Origin of the sequence: Streptomyces coeruleofuscus (genome assembly GCF_039532725.1) — a bacterium.
Lineage (GTDB): Bacteria > Actinomycetota > Actinomycetes > Streptomycetales > Streptomycetaceae > Streptomyces > Streptomyces coeruleofuscus.
Map to the genome: position 1 here is coordinate 243633 of NZ_BAAASE010000011.1, position 18194 is coordinate 261826.

Consider the following 18194-nt stretch of genomic DNA (forward strand, 5'->3'; position numbering starts at 1 on the left):
CAGAGGTTAGGTTGGGGTGGCCGGAACAGGGAGGGTCACGACCAGGTGGAGCGCAGGACGATCGGCGCGGCGGCGCTCGCGGTGGGGGCCGTCGGACTCGGGTGCATGCCGATGAGCTGGGCGTACAGCGCGTCGCGGCAGCGTGGCGACGAGTCGCTCAGGGCGGTGCACCGGGCTCTCGACCTGGGTTCGTCCCTGCTGGACACGGCCGACATGTACGGCCCCTTCACCAACGAGCTGCTGATGGGGCGGGCGTTGAAGGAGCGGCGGTCGGACGCCTTCGTGTCGACGAAGGTCGGTCTGCTCGTGGGCGACCAGCACATCGTCGCCAACGGCCGCCCGGGATATGTGAGACGAGCCTGCGACGCGTCGCTGCGGCGCCTCCAGACGGACGTCATAGACCTCTACCAGCTGCACCGGGCCGACCCGGAGGTCCCCGTCGAGGAGACGTGGGGCGCGATGGCGGAGCTCGTCCGGGCCGGGAAGGTGAGGGCGTTGGGCCTGTGCGCGGTGGGCGCGCGGGCCGGCCGCCGCTCCGGGGCCCGGCTGCACGACGCGACGATCCGGCAGCTGGAACGGGTGCAGCAGGTGTTCCCCGTGAGCGCGGTGGAGGCGGAGCTGTCGGTGTGGTCGCCGGAGGCTCTGGAGACGCTGCTGCCGTGGTGCCGGACGCGGGGCATCGGCTTCCTGGCGGCGATGCCGCTCGGCAACGGCTTCCTGACCGGCAGGCTGCGGCCCGGCGCGGGCTTCGAGGCGGACGACATACGGGCCCGGCACCCCCGCTTCACGGCCGAGATGATGGCCGCGAACCAGCCGATCGTCGCGGGCCTGCGCCGGGTGGCCCGCCGCCACGGCGAGCACGTCACCCCCGCCCAGGTCGCCCTCGCCTGGATCCTCGCCCAGGGCCCGCACGTGGTCCCGGTCCCCGGCACGAAGCAGGAGCGCTGGGTCGCGGAGAACGCGGCGGCCGCGACCCTGCGCCTGACGACCGAGGACCTGCGAGAGGTGGCGCAACTGCCGCCCGCACAGGGGTCGTGGGACTGACCCGGCCCGGGCCGCGACCACCCGCGGCGACTCGGACACCGGCGCCCTCCGCGCCACCGACGGACTGGCACCGCACCGGCAAACGGATGCCGGAGGCCGACGCCGTGGCGGCGCCCGGCGGCGGTCCGCGGAGGGGGGGCGGGCGTGCACCGTCGCCCGGAGGGCTTCGGCCCTGAAGGTGGCAGAACTGCGCCCACACACGGGGCGTGGGACTGACCCGGCCCGGGCCGCGACCACCCGCGGCAACTCGGACACCGGCGCCCTCCGCGCCGCCGACGGACTGGCACCGCACCGGCATACGGATGCCGGAGGCCGACGCCGTGGCGGCGCCCGGCGGCGGTCCGCGGAGGGGGGCGGGCGTGCACCGTCGCCCGGAGGGCTTCGGGCGAAGCCCTGAGGGTGGCAGAACTGCCGCCCCCACACGGGGCGTGGGGCTGATCCGCACCCGGGCCGCCCGCCACGAGCAACGGCTCGACCACCGGCGGTCTCCGCGCCGCCGAAGAACTGGCACCGCAGCGAAGCCCCGGCTGCCCGAAGCTCGCAGCGCCGGCCGACGGAAGTCCGCCGAGGAGGCGGGCGTGCACCGTCGCGCCGAGGGATTCAGACAAAGCCTCAGGGGCAGACGGCCCACCCACGGCTCGTGGGACTGCCCCCGGGCCGGCCCGCGTTCACACGCGGCGGCTCGGGCACGGGCGGTCTCCGCGCCGCTGAAGGACTGGCACCGCCGGCCCACGGCGATCCCGCGAGCGCGGGGCGATGCCCGTCGGACGGAGGGATCCGGGCAAAAGCCCTGAGCGCGCCCGCGTTCGCGGTTCCGGGTTGGGTGATCGGGAACTTCCCAGGCGCGGGAGGTGTATGACAGGTAGAACCCGCCGCCGCTCGAAGGGACAATGATCGTGCAACGTCGAGCCGTGCCGGCCGTGCTGGCCGCCGCCGCGCTCCTGCTGACGGCCGGCTGCTCCTCCGACGGCGGAGGATCGCCCGGCACGGACGGGAGCGCCTCCCCGAGCCGTGCGGCACCGGGATCGTCCGCACCGGCGGGGCAGGCCGCCGAGGAGACACCACCCGCCAAGGGCTCGGTGAAGGTGGTACGCACCGTCGCCGAGGGCCTCGACTCCCCCTGGGGCCTCGCCCCGCTGCCCGGCGGCGGCCTGCTCGTCTCCTCCCGGGACGACGGGACGATCGTCCGGGTCGACGAGAAGACCGGGAAGAAGACCGTGCTGGGCGAGGTGCCGGGCGTATCGGCCGCGGGCGAGGGCGGCCTGCTCGGCATCGCCCTGTCCCCCGACTACGCCTCGGACCACATGGTCTACGCGTACTTCACCTCGGCCTCCGACAACCGCATCGTCCGCATGCTGTACGACGAGAAGAAGCCCTCCGGCGAGCAGCTCGGCGCTCCCGACACGGTCTTCCGGGGCATCCCCAAGGGCTTCGTCCACAACGGCGGCCGGATCGAGTTCGGCCCGGACAAGATGCTGTACGTCGGCACGGGCGAGAGCGGTGACACGGGACTGTCCCAGGACAAGGAGTCCCTGGGCGGCAAGATCCTTCGCCTGACACCGGAGGGCGAACCGGCACCGGGCAACCCGTTCCCCGATTCCCCCGTGTACTCGTACGGCCACCGCAATGTGCAGGGCCTCGCCTGGGACGGCAAGCAGCGTCTGTTCGCCTCGGAGTTCGGCCAGGACACCTGGGACGAGCTCAACGCGATCAAGCCGGGCGACAACTACGGCTGGCCGGAGGCGGAGGGCCGGTCCGGCGACACCGGGTTCCACAACCCGATCGACCAGTGGACCACGGCCGAGGCCTCGCCCAGCGGCATCGCCTACGCCGAGGGTTCGGTCTGGATGGCAGGCCTGCGCGGCAAGCGGCTGTGGCGCATCCCGCTGAACGGCACGGAGGCATCGGCCGAACCGCAGGCGTTCCTGGAGGAGGAGTACGGCCGGCTGCGCACGGTGGTCCCGGCGGGCGGTGACCGGCTGTGGCTCGTGACCAGCAACACGGACGGCCGGGGCAATCCGGAGGACGGGGACGACCGGATCCTGGAACTGCGGGTGACGTAACCCGGGCTCAGTCCTCCGGGTCTTCGGCCTCCGGCTCCTGTGGCGGGTGTACGACGACCTTCCCGGACGACAGGTCTATCGGCCCGCGTCCGGGATCTCCGTCCCCGACGTCCTCGCGGGTCAGTTCCAGCCGGTTCTGCTCGTCGCGGGTGTGTTTGCGGCCGGGTGAGAACAGTTCCTCGAACATGTTGAACAACGGAGCCTCCCAGGGCCGCGTCTCCCCCGACGTCCTTTACAGCGTATACCTCAGTTGGCCGAGCCGGGCGTGACGGATTCGGCCGTGAACAGCTCCAGCCGGTGCGCCACCGCCGCCGCCTCACCGCGCCCGGAGACGCCGAGCTTCGCCAGGATGTTGGAGACGTGGACGCTCGCGGTCTTCGGGGAGATGAACAACTCCTCGGCTATCCGGCGGTTGGTGTGGCCGGCGGCAACCAGGCGCAGCACGTCACGTTCCCGGCTGGTGAGGCCCAGCGCCTCGGCGGGGTCCGCGGGGGCGGGGACCGGTTCCGTGGCGGGCGTGAGCGGCAGGCGGGCCCGCTGGGCGAGCCCGGTGGCGGCGTCGGCGAGCGGCCGGGCGCCGAGGTGGCGGGCGACGGCATGGACGAGGCGGAGCAGTTCCGTGGCACGGTCGCGCTCGTCGGCCTCGCCGCCGCCCGTCAGCAGTGACTCGGCCAGGCGGTACCGGACGCGGGCGAGGTCGTAGGGCCGCTCCAGGGGTTCGAAGGCGGTGACCACCTCCGACCAGACGTCCGGGGTGCTCCGGCTCTCGGCGCGGTGGAGCTCGGCGCGGACCCACTTCTCGTGGGCGAGCCAGACGGGAGCGTTCGTGGTGAGACATTTGACGGCCCCGAAGATGCTCCTCAGGACCTCCGCACGGCCGTCCCGTGCGGTCGGCACCGTCCGGGCGTCGGCCTCGGCCGTGGCGGCTTCGAGCAGCAGCGGCCAGGCGTAGCGCTGGGTGCCGGGCGGGAAGCCGGACTCCAGGGTGCGGGCCAGTTCGGCGCGGGCGTCGGGGAGGCGGCCCTCGGCGACGGCGACGGCGACGGTGAGGCAGGAGAGCGGGAGGTCGTGCTGCGGCATGGGGTCGTGCGGGCCGTAGGAGCCGCGGCCCTCGGCGAGATGACGGGCCGCCTCGGGCACCCGGCCGCGGGCGAGCGCGAGAAACGCCAGGCTGTTGGCGCCGGACCCGTACGGCGCGGCCGTCTGCCCGCGCCGCTGGGCGTTGACGGCCGCCTCGGCCGCCTCGTCCCAGCGGCCCAGGGAGATGAGCGATTCGGCGAGGTTGCCCCAGATCCAGCCCTCGGAGTCCCGCAGGCCCATCCTGCCCGTGAGGCGCAGGCCCTCGTGAAGGACGTCCACGGCTTCCTCGGAGCGCCCGATGCCCTCCAGGGCGGAGGGCAGGTTCACATGGCTGCGGCCCACGACACCCACGAGCCCCCGGGCCACGACCGCGTCGCTGATCTCGTACATATGGGCCAGCCCGGCCTCGATCTGCCCGGCGTCGATCATGAGTGCGCCGAGGGTGAGCCGGGCGTTGGCCTCGATGTCCTCGGCGCCGACCATCCGCGCGTACTCCACCGCCCGCTCGGCGGCCGTCAGGGCCTGCGGGCCCGGCTGGCGGAGCATCGACCAATGGGCGACCGTGGCGAGCACCTCGGCGTGCACCCCGGACGGCGGCAGACCGCGGACCAGATCCTGCGCGGTGGCGATCTCCTTCCAGCCGTCACCACGGGCGAGCCGCTGCACCAGCCGGGAGCGCTGGATCCAGAACCAGGCGGCGCACAGGGGATCGTCCTCCACTTCCAGGAGGCGCAGCGCCCGCTTGGTGATCTTCAGGGCGCGCTCGCGCTCCCCGCAGAGCCGTCCGGCGACCGCCGCCTCGGCCAGCAGGTCGAGGTGGCGCAGGGCGCCGGCCTCCGGGTCGCCGCCGACGGGGTTCCCCCCACGCCGTTCAGGCAGTGGCGGAGGGTAGGCCTCGGCGTAGTCGACGGGGCGCAGGGCCCGGCGTACGGCTTCGGGGGCGGTGTCCCACAGTTCCATCGCCCGTTCCAGCAGCCGGAGTTGCTCCGCGTAGGCGTGGCGGTCGCGGGCCTCGACGGAGGCGTCGAGGACGGCGGGCAGGGCCTTGGCCGCGTCGTGGGCGTGGTACCAGTAGCTGGCCAGACGCGTCGCGCGCTGGTCGGCGGGGACGAGGGCCGGGTCGGTCTCCAGGACTTCGGCGTAGCGGCGGTTGAGGCGGGAGCGTTCGCCCGGCAGCAGGTCGTCGCTGACGGCCTCGCGGACCAGGGAGTGGCGGAAGCGGTAGCCGTCGCCGCCGGGCGCGGGGGTGAGGATGCCGGCGTTGACGGCGGCCCGCAGTGCCTCGATGAGGTCGTCCTCCGTGAGCCGGGCGACGGCGGCCAGCAGCCGGTACTCGACGGTGGAGCCGCCCTCGGCGACGATCCGGGCGACCTGCTGGGCGGTCTCCGGCAGCCCTTCCACCCGGACGAGCAGCAGGTCGCGCAGGGAGTCGGTCAGGCCCGTGCGGCAGCCCTCCTGGGCGGCGACGGCGAGTTCCTCGACGAAGAAGGCGTTGCCGTCGGAGCGTTCGAAGATCGCGTCGATCTGGTCCGGGTCGGGTTCCTGGGCGAGGATGCCGGCGACCTGGCGGCACACCTCCTCGCGGTTGAAGCGGGCGAGGTCGAGGCGGCGGATGGTGCGCAGGCGGTCGAGTTCGGCGAGCAGGGGTCTGAGCGGGTGGCGGCGGTGGATGTCGTCGGAGCGGTAGGTGGCGAGGACGACGAGGCGGCCGGTGCGCAGGGTGCGTAAGAGGTAGGTGAGCAGGTGCCGGGTGGAGGCGTCGGACCAGTGCAGGTCCTCCAGGGCGAGGACGACGGTGTGCTCGGCGGTGACGCGCTCCAGCAGGCGTGCGGTGAGTTCGAAGAGGCGGGCCATGCCGTCCTCGTCGTGCCGGGCCGCCTCGCGTGCGGCGGCCGTGCCGATCTCGGGGAGCAGCCGGGCCAGTTCCTCCTCCTGCCCGGCGGCCGCGGCGGCGAGCTGTCCGGGCAGCTCGCGGCGAAGGGCGCGCAGGGCGGTGGAGAACGGCGCGAACGGCAGCCCGTCGGCGCCGATCTCGACGCAGCCGCCGAGGGCGACGACCGCGCCCCGCCCGCGGGCCGCGCCGGCGAACTCCTCGACGAGGCGGGTCTTGCCGACTCCGGCCTCGCCGCCGATGAGCAACGCCTGCGGGTCGCCCGCGGCGGCACCGGCGAGCACCTCGTCGAGCATGCTCAACTCGGCGGCCCGGCCGACGAACACGGGGCTGACGGACCTGGTCTCCACGGACCCGAGCATCGCACGCGGGTCCGGCGGCACGGCACCGGTTTTGCCGCTGCGGGCCACCGGACCGGCGGCCGCTTCCGTGCGGACGGCCGCCCCATCAACGGCCGCTTCCGTACGGACGGCCGCCCCATCAACGGCCGCTTCCGTACGTACGGCCGCCCCATCGACAGCCGCTTCCGTACGTACGGCCGCCCCATCGACAGCCGCTTCCGTACGTACGGCCGCCCCATCGACAGCCGCTTTCGTACGGACGGTCACGCCGCCGGTCCGGCCCGGCCCCGTGTTCACGCCGTCCGGGCGGACCGCGGCCTGCGCAAGCGGCGGCTATGGCTCTCGTGCTCGGCGGAGCTTTCGGCGGCTTCGTGACGGGCGGCGCGGCGGGCCCGGGTGGCCTCGCGGGCCTGCCGCTCGTGGTCGGCGCGGCGGATGAGGTCGGCGGCGCGCAGCTGCTGGAGCTCGTACTCGTACATGGCGTGTCCTCGGTGGGAGTCGGGTGCTTGGGCTTCGCTTTCTGCGATGCCTCCACCTTCGTCTCCCAGGCGGGGCTGCCACATCGGGAGAGTTCCGCATCTTCGGGGGCGGTCGGGGCCTTAGACACGGTTGAGGGGCCTCAGGGCCTCCGTAAGGTGCTCACGGATTCCCTAAGACCCCTCAGGACCTGCGGTGACTCAGCTCGCCGACGGCAGTCCGAGCAGGATGCCGGTGTACTTGAGGACGGCCAGGAACAGGCCGATCACGCCGAGCGCGACACCCGCCCAGGCGACCGACTTGATCCACGGGGCCTGGATCCTGCCGGGCGTGCCGAACGCCGGCCGGGCGAGCGTCACGACGCCGACGACCAGCGCGACCAGCGCGAAGAAGCCGCCCCACAGGGCCGTGGTCTGCCAGGCGTCGCCGTAGACCGCCTGGATCTGCTTGGCCACGTCCGCGTTCTGCGCCGTCTCCAGCTGACCGATGAGGTTCTGGCGTGCGGCGGCCACCGTGCCGAGCCAGCTGCCGGTGAGCGAGACGACGCCCAGTGCCGCGGAGACCACGGCGGCAGCACCCTGGCCGACGCCGGAGGGTGCCTCCTCCTTGGTCTCGGCGGCCTCGGCCGGGACCTCGGTCTTGGTCACCTCGTCGGACTTGGTGGTGTCCACCGCCTTCTCGTCGGTCGTGGCCTCGGTGGCCTCGGTCTCGTCCACTGCGTTCGTTGCCATGTCTCGCACCGTAGGGTCGCTGTCTGAGAAGTCTCTTAATGATCGTCGTGAGCGGCCCGCGCGCGTGCCGCGCGCCACTCGGGTGCCAGCACCGACCAGACTTCGAGATCGTGCCGTACGCCACCATAGGGGTGGGCCTCGCGCCGCACACCGTCGCGGGTCATGCCGAGGCGCCGGGCCACGTTCAGGCTCGGCTGGTTGCCCGAGGCGGCGACCCACTCGATCCGGTGAATGCCGCGCTCCTCGACCGCCCAGTCGATGAGGACGCGCATCGCCCGGGTGACCAGACCGCGCCCGGTCCCGGCGGGCTCCAGCCAGCAGCCGACCTCGCAGTTGCCGCTCGCGGCGTCGAAGTTCAGGAACAGCACGCCGCCCACGAGCTTGCCGTTCAGCCACAGTCCGTGCAGCGAGCGGGTGTCGGCGGCGCGCATCTCGGCGTACCGCTGGAGCATGGCCCGCGCGGACTCCACGTCCGTCTCCTGCGACCCGAAGTTGATGAACCGCCCGATGAACTCCCTGCCCCGCTCCAGGTGCGCGAAGAACTCCTCCGCGTGCCAGGGTTCCAGGGGCCGCAGTTCCGCGCCGTCGTCACCCAGGGATATCGCGTACATCCCGCTGCCGCTCCTCCTCCGCCAGGACGTCCGCCACCTCGGCGTCCGTCGCGGCGGCCAGCCTCTCATGGGCGGCCCTGGCCTCGGGCGGTTCGATGCTGATCCGCGGCAGGCGCTTGTCGAGCCAGCGGGGCAGCCACCAGTTGGCGCCGCCGAGCATGTGCATGAGCGCGGGGACGAGGAGCGTCCGCAGGACGAAGGCGTCCAGGGCGACGGCGGCGGCCAGGGCGATGCCGAACATGGCGATCACACGGTCGCCGCTGAGGACGAAGGCGAGGAAGACGGAGATCATGATCACCGCCGCCGAGTTGATCACCCGGCTGGTCTCGGCGAGGCCGACCCGGACGGCCCGCCGGTTGTCGCCGGTCTCCAGCCACTCCTCGTACATCCGGCTCACCAGGAACACCTGGTAGTCCATGGACAGGCCGAAGAGCACCGACACCATGATCACGGGCAGGAACGGCTCGATGGGGCCCGCGCTGCCGAGGCCGAGCAGTTCGCTGCCCCAGCCCCACTGGAACATCGCGACGACCACCCCGAAGGCGGAGGCCACGGCGGCGACGTTCATCGCGGCGGCCTTCAGCGGGATGCCGATCGACCGGAAGGCGAGCAGGAGCAGCAGACAGCCCAGGCCGATCACGACGCCGATGAAGACGGGCAGCTTGGAGACGATGACGTCGGCGAAGTCGTCGTAGCCGGCCGTCATGCCGCCGACCTGCGTGTCCAGCGAGGTGCCCGCCTCGGCGCGGGGCAGCACCTCGTCGCGCAGCCGGTCGACGAGGTCGCTGGTCTGCTTCGACTGCGGCGAGGACTCCGGTACGACGGTCAGGTATGCGGTGTGGCCGCCGGAGTCGAACGTCACCGGCGTCACCGAGGCGACGCCCTCGGTGGTCCGGAGCGTGCCGTCGAGGTTGTCCAGGGCGAGCTTGTCGTCGGCTCCGTCGACCTTCGTGACGAGGGTGAGCGGGCCGTTGACGCCGGGGCCGAAGCCTCCCCCACTCTCGGCTGCGCTCGAGCGGGAGGTGCCCCCAGCGAGGAGGTCGTAGGCCTGGCGGGTGGTGGACGTCTTCGGGTCGTTGCCCTGGTCGGAGGTGCCCAGGTGCAGGGAGAACGTGGGCAGCGCGAGGACGGCCATGACCACCAGCGCTACCGCCCCGAGCACCTTGGGGTGGCGCTCCACGAACGCCGACCAGCGGGCGGCGAAGCCCGTGGGCAGCTCGGGTTCGGGCCCGTGCTCCGCCAGGCGGCGGCGCTCGCGGCGACTGAGCGCCCGCATGCCGATGAGGGACAGCAGGGCGGGCAGCAGCGTCACGGAGGCCGCGACGGTGAGGATCACGGTCAGGCTGGCGGCGATGGCGACGCCGTTGAGGAAGCTCAGCCGCAGGATCAGCATGCCCAGCAGGGCGATGCAAACGGTGGCACCCGCGAAGACGACCGCGCGTCCCGTGGTCGCGACGGCGTTGGTGGCGGCCTCGGTGACGGACAGCCCGCGTTTCAGCCCGCGCCGGTGTCTCGTCACGATGAACAGCGCGTAGTCGATGCCGACGCCGAGCCCGATGAGCATGCCGAGCATGGGGGCGAAGTCGGCGACGGTCATCACGTGCCCGAGCAGCACGATCCCGGCGTAGGCGGTGCCGACGCCTACCAGGGCGGTGGCGATGGGCAGCAGTGAGGCGGCGAGCGAGCCGAAGGCGAGGAACAGCACGACCGCGGCGACGACCACCCCGACGACCTCGGCGACGTGCCCGCCGGAGGACTCGGTGAGCGCGACGGCGCTGCCGCCGAGCTCCACCTGGAGCCCGTCGGTCTCCGCGCTCTTCGCGGTGTCGACGACGGCCTGCGCCTCGGACCGGCTGACGTCCTGGGCCTGGTCGTCGAAGGTGACCGTGGCGTACGCCGTACGGCCGTCCGGGCTGACGCGTCCCGTGCCCGGCCCGTCGTAAGGGCTGGTCACGGAGGCCACGCCGGGCAGGTTCTCGACGCGTTCCAGGGCGCGGGTCATCGTCTGCTCGACGTCGGCGGCGCGGACGCTGCCGGACGTGGTGTGCCAGACGACGGTGTCGCTGTCGCCGCCGAGCTGCGGGAAGCCCTCGTGCAACAGCTGGGTGGCGCGGCCCGACTCGGTGCCGGGGACCTGGTAGTCGTTCGAGTACGCGGATCCGGCGGCCGCGGCGCCCGCGGCCACCCCCGCGAAGGCGAGGAGCCAGAGCAGAACGGTGACCAGACGGCGTCGGACACACCAGTGTGCGAGGGCTGCCACGAAACGTGCTCCCAGGGTGACTTTTTGTGGATCTTTGACCGGGAGCAGTCGTCCGTGAACTGAACAGCCCGCAAAGAACGCATGAGCAATGCGGAATCACTCTTACAGGCCTACGAGATCATTTGTCGTTTTCGTGGGCTTATTCACAGCGGGAGGGATCAGTCGAACTGGTCTCCCAGCGCCATCACCATCGCGCCCGCGATCAGCAGCCACAGCGCGCGCCGGGTGCGTCCCCGGGAGCCCAGCACGGCGGCGCCCGCGCAGACGGCCGCTCCGCCGGCGTACGCCGCCGGGACGAGTGCGGGTGCGGAGCGGGCGAGGCGGAGCAGTGCCGCGGCCAGACCCGCCAGGGCCAGAACGGTGCCGGTGCCGGCGGCCGTCCAGCGTGCCCGCCGCGCGCCTTCCGCCGCATCGTCGGCATCGTCGTCCGGCTCATCGGCGTCGTCCAGCTCGTCGGCGTCGATCGGCTCGTCGTCGGGCACGGCCTCCGGCTCGGTGTCCTGCGCGGCGGCTGCCCCCGGGTCCGTTATCTCAGGATCGGTGTCGGAATCAGCGCGTCCACTCATGGCCGAGACGGTAGCGCGTCGGGTGGGAAAACCGAGTGCGGGGCCGACGGGCCGGCTGTTAGCGTCCGCTGGTTCGAGGTACGCCCGCGGCACCCCGCCGCCCGGCCGAAGCAGGTGCATTGTTTGACGGTCCGACCGAGCTCCGACGCATCCCCTTTCTTCCTCAAGGACTCAAGGAGCCCGTTCACCGATGTCGGACATCACTTCCCGGACCTCGAACGACCCCCTCACTGACCGCGTCAGCAACCCCCGCTACCCGCGCAGCAACCGCTACGACGCCCGCTGGACCATCGAGAACCAGATGGGCCCGCACGCGCTGTGGCTGCTGGAGTGGCTGGCCCCGGCTCTGGGGCTCGACACCCTGAGCCCCGGCTCCCGCGTGCTCGACCTGGGCTGCGGCCGCGCCATGACGTCGATCTTCCTCGCCAAGGAGTACGACGTTCAGGTCACCGCCGCCGACCTGTGGGTCAAGCCCGGTGAGAACGCGGCCCGTATCACCGAGGCCGGCGTCGCGGACCGCGTGCTGCCCGTGTTCGCCGAGGCGCACGACCTGCCGTTCGGCGAGGGCGGCTTCGACGCGATCGTCTCCGTCGACGCGTACCAGTACTTCGGCACCGACGACCTGTACCTGCCCAGGCTGACCCGGCTGCTGAAGCCGGGCGGGCGGATCGGGGTCGTCGTACCGGCGCTGCGCGAGGAGATCGACGGCGCCGAGCCGCCGGAGCACCTCAAGCCGTACTGGGAGCCGGGTTTCTGGTGCTTCCACTCGGCCGCCTGGTGGCGGCGCCAGTGGACCCGCAGCGGGACCGTGGAGGTCGAGACGGCCGACTGGCTGGACGACGGCTGGCGCGACTGGCTGCGGTGGTGCGAGGTCGTGGCCGAGGAGCACACGGACGAGTGGCACGTCCGGATGGCCGGACAGTGCGCCGAGATGCTGCGCCTCGACCAGGGCCGCACGCTGGGCTTCGTCCGGGTCGTGGGGCGTCGCCCTTAGGTGACTGAGAGGGGGGATGCACCGGGTTCGGCGCATCCCCCCTCTGTCGGTCCACGGAAGGGCTCAGCCCTCGCTGACGCCCAGCTTCTGAAGGATCAGCTCCTTGACGCGGGCCGCGTCGGCCTGCCCCCGGGTCGCCTTCATGACCGCGCCGACCAGCGCGCCGGCCGCCGCCACCTTGCCGCCGCGGATCTTGTCCGCGATGGCCGGGTTGCCCGCGATGGCCTCGTCGACGGCGGTGGTGAGCGCGCCCTCGTCGGAGACGACCTTCAGACCCCGCTTGTCGACGACCTCGTCCGGGGTGCCTTCGCCCGCGAGGACGCCTTCGATGACCTGACGGGCCAGCTTGTCGTTCAGATCACCCTTCGCCACCAACTCGGTGACGCGGGCGACCTGCTGCGGCGTGATCGCCAGCTCGTCGAGCGCCTTGCCCGACTCGTTGGCGCTGCGGGCCAGCTCGCCCATCCACCACTTGCGGGCGGACGCGGCGTCGGCCCCGGCCTCGATGGTGGCGACGATGGGCTCCAGCGCACCGGCGTTGAGGATCGCCTGCATGTCGGTGGCCGAGACGCCCCACTCCTCGCGGAGCCGGTTGCGGCGGACCAGCGGCAGCTCGGGCAGAGTGGCCCGCAGCTTCTCGACCCACTCGCGGGACGGGGCCACCGGGACGAGGTCGGGCTCCGGGAAGTACCGGTAGTCCTCGGCCTCCTCCTTCACGCGGCCCGAGGTCGTCGACCCCGTGTCCTCGTGGAAGTGCCGGGTCTCCTGGACGATCGTCCCGCCGCCGCTCAGTACGGCCGCGTGCCGCTGGATCTCGAAGCGGGCCGCGCGCTCCACGGACCGCAGCGAGTTGACGTTCTTCGTCTCGGAACGCGTGCCGAACTTCTCGGTGCCGTTCGGGCGCAGCGACAGGTTCACGTCGCAGCGCATCTGGCCCATCTCCATGCGGGCCTCGGAGACGCCGAGCGCCCTGATGACCTCGCGCAGCTCACGGACGTACGCCTTCGCCACCTCGGGGGCACGCTCGCCCGCGCCGACGATCGGCTTGGTGACGATCTCGATGAGCGGGATGCCGGCGCGGTTGTAGTCCAGGAGCGAGTGCGAGGCGCCGTGGATACGGCCCGTCGCACCGCCCACGTGCGTGGACTTGCCGGTGTCCTCCTCCATGTGGGCGCGCTCGATCTCCACGCGGAAGGTCTCGCCGTCCTCCAGCTGTACGTCGAGGTAGCCGTTGAAGGCGATCGGCTCGTCGTACTGGGAGGTCTGGAAGTTCTTCGGCATGTCCGGATAGAAGTAGTTCTTCCGGGCGAAGCGGCACCATTCGGCGATCTCGCAGTTCAGCGCGAGGCCGATCTTGATCGCGGACTCGACGCCGGTCGCGTTGACGACCGGGAGCGCGCCGGGCAGGCCGAGGCAGACGGGACAGGTCTGCGCGTTGGCGTCCTGCCCGAGGGCGGTCGAACAGCCGCAGAACATCTTGGTCTTGGTGCCGAGTTCGACATGGACCTCGAGGCCCATGACGGGGTCGTACGACGCGAGTGCTTCCTCGTACGACACCAGGTCTGTCGTGGTGGTCACGGTGAAACTTCCCTCTCAGCCCAGCAGGACGTCATCGTCGCCCAGCCGCTTCAGCTCGCGGTAGAGAATGGCCAGGTTGGTGACGACCGCGGCACCGGTCACGACGGCGTCGAGCAGCCGCAGCGTGTCGTTGTCTCCGCGGGCCTTCTTGATCTGCTTGTAGACGCCGACGGCGCCGAAGGCCGACGTGGCCATCGAGATGTACAGACCGGACTTGGAGCTCTTGAAGCCCTTGGCCTTGGACAGTGCGCTCACAGCGACGGAGCCTCCTCGATCAGCGGGTGGCCCCACTTTTCCACGAAAGCGGCCTCGACGGCGGCGCCGACCTTGTAGAGGCGGTCGTCCTTCATGACCGGGGCGATGATCTGCAGTCCGACCGGGAGGTTGTCCTCCGGGGCGAGGCCGCACGGCAGCGACATGGCCGCGTTGCCCGCCAGGTTGGTCGGGATGGTGCACAGGTCGGCGAGGTACATCGCCATCGGGTCGTCGGCGCGCTCGCCGATCGGGAAGGCGGTGGTCGGGGTCGTCGGGGAGACGATCACGTCGACCTGCTCGAACGCCTTGTCGAAGTCCTGCTTGATGAGCGTGCGGACCTTCTGGGCGCTGCCGTAGTACGCGTCGTAGTAGCCGGAGCTCAGCGCGTACGTGCCGAGCATGATGCGGCGCTTGACCTCGGGGCCGAAGCCGGCCTCGCGGGTCAGGGAGGTGACCTCCTCGGCGGAGTGCGTGCCGTCGTCGCCGGCGCGGAGGCCGTAGCGCAGGCCGTCGAAGCGGGCGAGGTTGGAGGAGCACTCGGACGGCGCGATCAGGTAGTACGCCGACAGCGCCAGGTCGAAGGACGGGCAGTCCAGATCGACGATCTCGGCGCCCAGTTTCTTCAGCAGCGCGACGGACTCGTCGAACCGCTGGATGACACCGGCCTGGTAGCCCTCGCCGCGGAACTGCTTGACGACGCCGACGCGCATGCCCTCGACGCTGCCGTTGCGGGCGGCCTCGACGACCGGCGGGACCGGGGCGTCGATCGAGGTGGAGTCCATCGGGTCGTGGCCGGCGATCACCTCGTGCAGCAGGGCCGCGTCCAGGACCGTGCGGGCGCAGGGGCCGCCCTGGTCGAGGGAGGAGGAGAAGGCGACCATGCCGTACCGCGACACCCCGCCGTACGTCGGCTTCACGCCGACCGTGCCGGTGACGGCGGCGGGCTGGCGGATGGAGCCGCCGGTGTCGGTGCCGATGGCGAGCGGGGCCTGGAAGGAGGCGAGCGCGGCGGACGAACCGCCGCCGGAGCCGCCGGGGATCCTGGTCAGGTCCCAGGGGTTGCCGGTCGGCCCGTAGGCGCTGTTCTCGGTGGAGGACCCCATGGCGAACTCGTCCATGTTGGTCTTGCCGAGGATCACCACGTCGGCGGCCTTGAGCCGCTTGGTGACGGTCGCGTCGTACGGCGGGATCCAGCCTTCGAGGATCTTCGAACCCACGGTGGTCGGCACACCTTCGGTGGTGAAGATGTCCTTGAGCGCCAGGGGAACGCCGGCCAGCGGACCGAGCTTCTCCCCCTTGGCCCGCTTCTCGTCGACGGCACGGGCCTGCGCGAGCGCGCCCTCGCGGTCGACGTGCAGGAAGGCGTGCACCTTCTCGTCGACGGCCTCGATCCGGGCCAGGTGGGCCTCGGTGACCTCGACGGCCGTGAGTTCGCCGGAGGCGATCTTCGCGGCGGTCTCGGCGGCCGTGAGCTTGATGATGGGGCTCTCCGTCATGGCGGGTTACTCCTCCCCCAGGATCTGCGGCACCTTGAAACGCTGCTGCTCCTGGGCCGGGGCTCCGGAGAGCGCCTGCTCGGGGGTGAGCGAGGGACGGACCTCGTCCGGGCGCATGACGTTCGTCAGCGGGAGCGGGTGCGAGGTCGGCGGTACGTCTTGGTCGGCGACCTCGCTGACGCGGGCCACCGCGCCGATGATGTCGTCCAGCTGTCCCGCGAAGTGGTCGAGCTCTTCGGGCTTCAGCTCCAGACGCGCCAGCCGGGCGAGGTGGGCGACCTCCTCGCGCGTGATGCCAGGCATGCAGCGATCCTCTGGGGTGAGTGTGAGTGGTTTGGGGCCAATCCTATGGGGCGGGCGGGTGTGCCAGTGAAACGGTTGCCCTGCGCCCGCTGCCTGGCCCCGCCAGGGCGCTTCGATTCCCGCCCTAGGCGATGCGCCCCGAGTCGTCCGCCGTCGCCGCCGGGAGGGCGGCCCGGGGGCGTTGCCAGCCGCGGGAGCCCCGGGCGCGGAGCCAGGCCGTGGTCTCCTCGGGGGGCATCGCGGCGGCGACCAGCCAGCCCTGGACGGCGTCGCAGCCGAGGTCGCGCAGGCGCTCCCAGGTCTCGTCGTCCTCGACGCCCTCGGCGACGACGAGCAGACCGAGGGAGTGCGCGAGGTCGACCGTGCAGCGCACGATCTCCGCGTCCTCGTTGTCGACGGCGAGCCGGGCGACGAAGGAGCGGTCGATCTTCAGTTCGCTGACCGGGAGCTTGCGCAGGTGCACCAGCGACGAGTAGCCCGTGCCGAAGTCGTCCAGGGACATCTTCACGCCGTGCCCGGTCAGCGCATTGAGGGTGTCGGCGGCGCGCTGCGGGTCCTCCAGGAGGACGTGTTCCGTTATCTCCAGTTGGAGCGCTCCCGCCGGGACGCCGTGCCGGGCCAGCCGCGCGGCGACGGAGCCGGCGAAGCCGGGGGTGTGGACGTCACGCGGGGAGACGTTGACCGCGACCGGGACGAACAGTCCCTGGGCCCGCCACCGCGCGACCTGGGCGAGCGCGGTCTCCAGGACGTACTCGGTGAGGTGGGGCATCAGGCCCGAGGACTCGGCGATCGCTATGAACTCGTCCGGCGGGACCTTGCCCCGCTCGGGGTGCACCCAGCGGACCAGGGCCTCCAGGCCCGCGACCTGTCCGTCGAAGCGGACCTTGGGCTGGTAGTGCAGCTCCACCTCGTGGGCGTCCAGCGCCCTGCGGAGGTCTCCCAGCAGACCGAGCCGGTCCGGGGTGTTCGAGTCGCGCTTGGACTCGTAGACCTCCACGCCCGTACGGTCCCGCTTCGCCTGGTACATCGCCACGTCCGCCCGCCGCAGCAGTCCTTCGGCGTCGAGCGCGTGGTCGGGGAAGACGGCGACCCCGGCGCTGGCCTCCAGGACGAGGGTGAGGCCGTCGAGGTCGAGCGGGGAGCTGAGCGCGGCGACCAGGTTGCGGGCGACCCTGGTCGCGGACGTCGTGGAGTCGGCGACCGGTAGTAAGACGGCGAACTCGTCCCCGCCGAGCCGGGCGGCCTCCGCCCCGCGCGGCAGCGCCAACCGCAGCCGGTCGGCGATCTGGAGGAGCAGCCGGTCACCGGCCAGATGACCGAGCGTGTCGTTGACCGACCGGAAACGGTCGAGGTCAATCAGCATCAGGGCGGCGCGCGCGTCGATCCGCTCGGCGTCGTCCAGCGCGGTCCAGATGCGCTCCAGCAGCCACTGGCGGTTGGGCAGCCCGGTCAGCGGGTCGCGCAGCTGCTCCTCGGCCCGGGCCCGGGCTATCCAGAGCGTGGAGTCCAGGGCGATGAGGGGGATGGAGAACAGCGGCAGCAGGATCGGCTTGGCCACGGCCACCACGCAGACCAGCGGCGCGATTCCCAGCAGCGCGATGGCGACCAGGCCCTGTCTGACCAGGGCGGTGCGGGCGACGGTGGGCAGGCCGGGGCGCGGGGCGTGCAGGTACCAGAGCAGGACGCGGGTGACCGCCAGGTAGGAGACGGCGACCAGGACCACCTCGGGCGCGGTGTAGAGCGTCCAGCTGTCCGGATCCGAGGGGGACTCGACGGACGGTACGGATCCGAAGACGCCCAGCACCAGGGCGCCGGCACCGATGCCGAGGAGGTCGACCGCCCCGTGCAGGATGCCCTGGCGCCAGCGGTTGCGGCGGGCTACGCCGACCAGCACGACGACCGTGAGGCTGACCATGCCGGCCGGTACCCAGCCGTACAGCAGCAGCACGGCGAGCGTGAGGGCGGCACCCGAGCCGGTGCCGCCCCACCAGCGGGAGCGGCCCAGCATGACGAGGTGGCCGACGATGATGCCGGTCAGCACGGCCAGCGCCCAGCCGGCCGTGCCGGAGGGGAAGAGCGCGTGGCCGCCGGTGAAGGCGCGGTAGAAGCCGGCGCCCAGGACGAACCCGGCCGCCGCGACGACGGCCGCGGGCAGCGCGGGCCAGGACAGGTGCCGTTCCGTGTCCGCGTCCTCGCCGGTCAGGCGGGCTGTGTGGTCGGTGACCGGCTGTGCGGCGCCGCGGCCGTCCGCCGCGGCGCGCCCCCCGGAGGCGCGCCCGTCCGCGGTGTACTGTCCGACGGCGCGCACTTCCGCGCCCGGACGCCCCGCCGGCCGACCCGTCCCACGGACTGCACGCCATGCGACCGCCATGCGGCTCAGGCGCAGCCGTGAGCCCGGCACGGCGCTCTCGGTCGGTTCCATTCCCGTCCCTCTCACAGCCGGCGGTGCCCACGCCCCGCGGCCCGGTGCCCGACAACCCTCAACGGCCCGCGTTGGAAAACCC

General features: G+C 72.3%; 15 protein-coding genes. 3 read left to right on the top strand and 12 right to left on the bottom strand.

Annotation, left to right across the window (positions count from 1 at the left end):
• Positions 1-45: 45 nt before the first annotated feature.
• Entirely contained in the window at positions 46-1044 is a 999-nt protein-coding gene (locus ABFX81_RS34730; RefSeq protein WP_086843928.1) for an aldo/keto reductase, read from the top strand.
• A gap of 890 nt (positions 1045-1934) precedes the next feature.
• Positions 1935-3107, top strand: coding sequence for a PQQ-dependent sugar dehydrogenase (locus ABFX81_RS34735; protein WP_346139176.1), 1173 nt, complete (start codon positions 1935-1937; stop codon positions 3105-3107).
• A gap of 7 nt (positions 3108-3114) precedes the next feature.
• On the opposite strand, the gene ABFX81_RS34740 is transcribed toward ABFX81_RS34735, so the two are convergent.
• The 7 genes from ABFX81_RS34740 to ABFX81_RS34770 all read right to left on the bottom strand — a co-directional run bounded on the left by ABFX81_RS34740 (position 3115) and on the right by ABFX81_RS34770 (position 11064).
• Complete coding sequence (locus ABFX81_RS34740) at positions 3115-3303, bottom strand: DUF6191 domain-containing protein (protein ID WP_086843926.1); 189 nt, start codon at positions 3301-3303, stop codon at positions 3115-3117.
• A 50-nt stretch (positions 3304-3353) separates the two neighbouring features.
• Positions 3354-6440 (bottom strand): AAA family ATPase, encoded by a 3087-nt coding sequence (locus ABFX81_RS34745; protein ID WP_086843944.1) that lies wholly within the window; start codon positions 6438-6440, stop codon positions 3354-3356.
• Between the two features lie 272 nt (positions 6441-6712).
• Positions 6713-6898 (bottom strand): hypothetical protein, encoded by a 186-nt coding sequence (locus ABFX81_RS34750; RefSeq protein WP_086849550.1) that lies wholly within the window; start codon positions 6896-6898, stop codon positions 6713-6715.
• Positions 6899-7096: 198 nt separating this feature from the next.
• Entirely contained in the window at positions 7097-7627 is a 531-nt protein-coding gene (locus ABFX81_RS34755; protein WP_086849548.1) for a hypothetical protein, read from the bottom strand.
• A gap of 35 nt (positions 7628-7662) precedes the next feature.
• Positions 7663-8238: a GNAT family N-acetyltransferase gene (locus tag ABFX81_RS34760; protein ID WP_086601603.1), complete on the bottom strand. Its 576-nt coding sequence runs from the start codon at positions 8236-8238 to the stop codon at positions 7663-7665.
• The gene (locus ABFX81_RS34765) at positions 8216-10498 is read right to left on the bottom strand and encodes an MMPL family transporter (RefSeq protein ID WP_086849547.1); all 2283 of its coding nucleotides are present in this window, start codon (positions 10496-10498) and stop codon (positions 8216-8218) included. The genes ABFX81_RS34760 and ABFX81_RS34765 overlap by 23 nt, the downstream gene beginning before the upstream one ends.
• Positions 10499-10656: 158 nt before the next feature.
• Positions 10657-11064, bottom strand: coding sequence for a hypothetical protein (locus ABFX81_RS34770; RefSeq protein ID WP_346139177.1), 408 nt, complete (start codon positions 11062-11064; stop codon positions 10657-10659).
• 190 nt (positions 11065-11254) lie between these two features.
• Here ABFX81_RS34770 and ABFX81_RS34775 point away from each other — a divergent pair, with 190 nt between their 5' ends.
• A complete protein-coding gene (locus ABFX81_RS34775) occupies positions 11255-12058 on the top strand; it encodes a methyltransferase domain-containing protein (RefSeq protein ID WP_086849544.1) in 804 nt (267 codons plus the stop codon).
• A gap of 63 nt (positions 12059-12121) precedes the next feature.
• On the opposite strand, the gene gatB is transcribed toward ABFX81_RS34775, so the two are convergent.
• The 5 genes from gatB to ABFX81_RS34800 all read right to left on the bottom strand — a co-directional run bounded on the left by gatB (position 12122) and on the right by ABFX81_RS34800 (position 18112).
• The gene (gatB, locus tag ABFX81_RS34780) at positions 12122-13636 is read right to left on the bottom strand and encodes an Asp-tRNA(Asn)/Glu-tRNA(Gln) amidotransferase subunit GatB (protein ID WP_086849542.1); all 1515 of its coding nucleotides are present in this window, start codon (positions 13634-13636) and stop codon (positions 12122-12124) included.
• Positions 13637-13651: 15 nt separating this feature from the next.
• Positions 13652-13891, bottom strand: a complete 240-nt coding sequence (locus ABFX81_RS34785) for a hypothetical protein (RefSeq protein ID WP_086601598.1) — start codon at positions 13889-13891, stop codon at positions 13652-13654.
• The gene (gene gatA / locus ABFX81_RS34790) at positions 13888-15387 is read right to left on the bottom strand and encodes an Asp-tRNA(Asn)/Glu-tRNA(Gln) amidotransferase subunit GatA (RefSeq protein WP_086849540.1); all 1500 of its coding nucleotides are present in this window, start codon (positions 15385-15387) and stop codon (positions 13888-13890) included. Before gatA ends, ABFX81_RS34785 begins: the two co-directional genes overlap by 4 nt.
• A 6-nt stretch (positions 15388-15393) precedes the next feature.
• Positions 15394-15690, bottom strand: coding sequence for an Asp-tRNA(Asn)/Glu-tRNA(Gln) amidotransferase subunit GatC (gene gatC / locus ABFX81_RS34795; RefSeq protein WP_004925108.1), 297 nt, complete (start codon positions 15688-15690; stop codon positions 15394-15396).
• A gap of 124 nt (positions 15691-15814) precedes the next feature.
• Positions 15815-18112, bottom strand: coding sequence for a putative bifunctional diguanylate cyclase/phosphodiesterase (locus ABFX81_RS34800; RefSeq protein ID WP_346139178.1), 2298 nt, complete (start codon positions 18110-18112; stop codon positions 15815-15817).
• Positions 18113-18194: the final 82 nt, after the last annotated feature.

Bases quoted from the DNA above. Each gene is read 5' to 3' on its own strand.
- ABFX81_RS34735 (WP_346139176.1), top strand. From the start codon at position 1,935: ATGATCGTGCAACGTCGAGCCGTGCCGGCCGTGCTGGCCGCCGCCGCG.
- ABFX81_RS34745 (WP_086843944.1), bottom strand. From the start codon at position 6,440: ATGCTCGGGTCCGTGGAGACCAGGTCCGTCAGCCCCGTGTTCGTCGGC.
- ABFX81_RS34750 (WP_086849550.1), bottom strand. From the start codon at position 6,898: ATGTACGAGTACGAGCTCCAGCAGCTGCGCGCCGCCGACCTCATCCGC.
- ABFX81_RS34755 (WP_086849548.1), bottom strand. From the start codon at position 7,627: ATGGCAACGAACGCAGTGGACGAGACCGAGGCCACCGAGGCCACGACC.
- ABFX81_RS34760 (WP_086601603.1), bottom strand. From the start codon at position 8,238: ATGTACGCGATATCCCTGGGTGACGACGGCGCGGAACTGCGGCCCCTG.
- ABFX81_RS34770 (WP_346139177.1), bottom strand. From the start codon at position 11,064: ATGAGTGGACGCGCTGATTCCGACACCGATCCTGAGATAACGGACCCG.
- ABFX81_RS34775 (WP_086849544.1), top strand. From the start codon at position 11,255: ATGTCGGACATCACTTCCCGGACCTCGAACGACCCCCTCACTGACCGC.
- gatA (WP_086849540.1), bottom strand. From the start codon at position 15,387: ATGACGGAGAGCCCCATCATCAAGCTCACGGCCGCCGAGACCGCCGCG.
- gatC (WP_004925108.1), bottom strand. From the start codon at position 15,690: ATGCCTGGCATCACGCGCGAGGAGGTCGCCCACCTCGCCCGGCTGGCG.
- ABFX81_RS34800 (WP_346139178.1), bottom strand. From the start codon at position 18,112: ATGGAACCGACCGAGAGCGCCGTGCCGGGCTCACGGCTGCGCCTGAGC.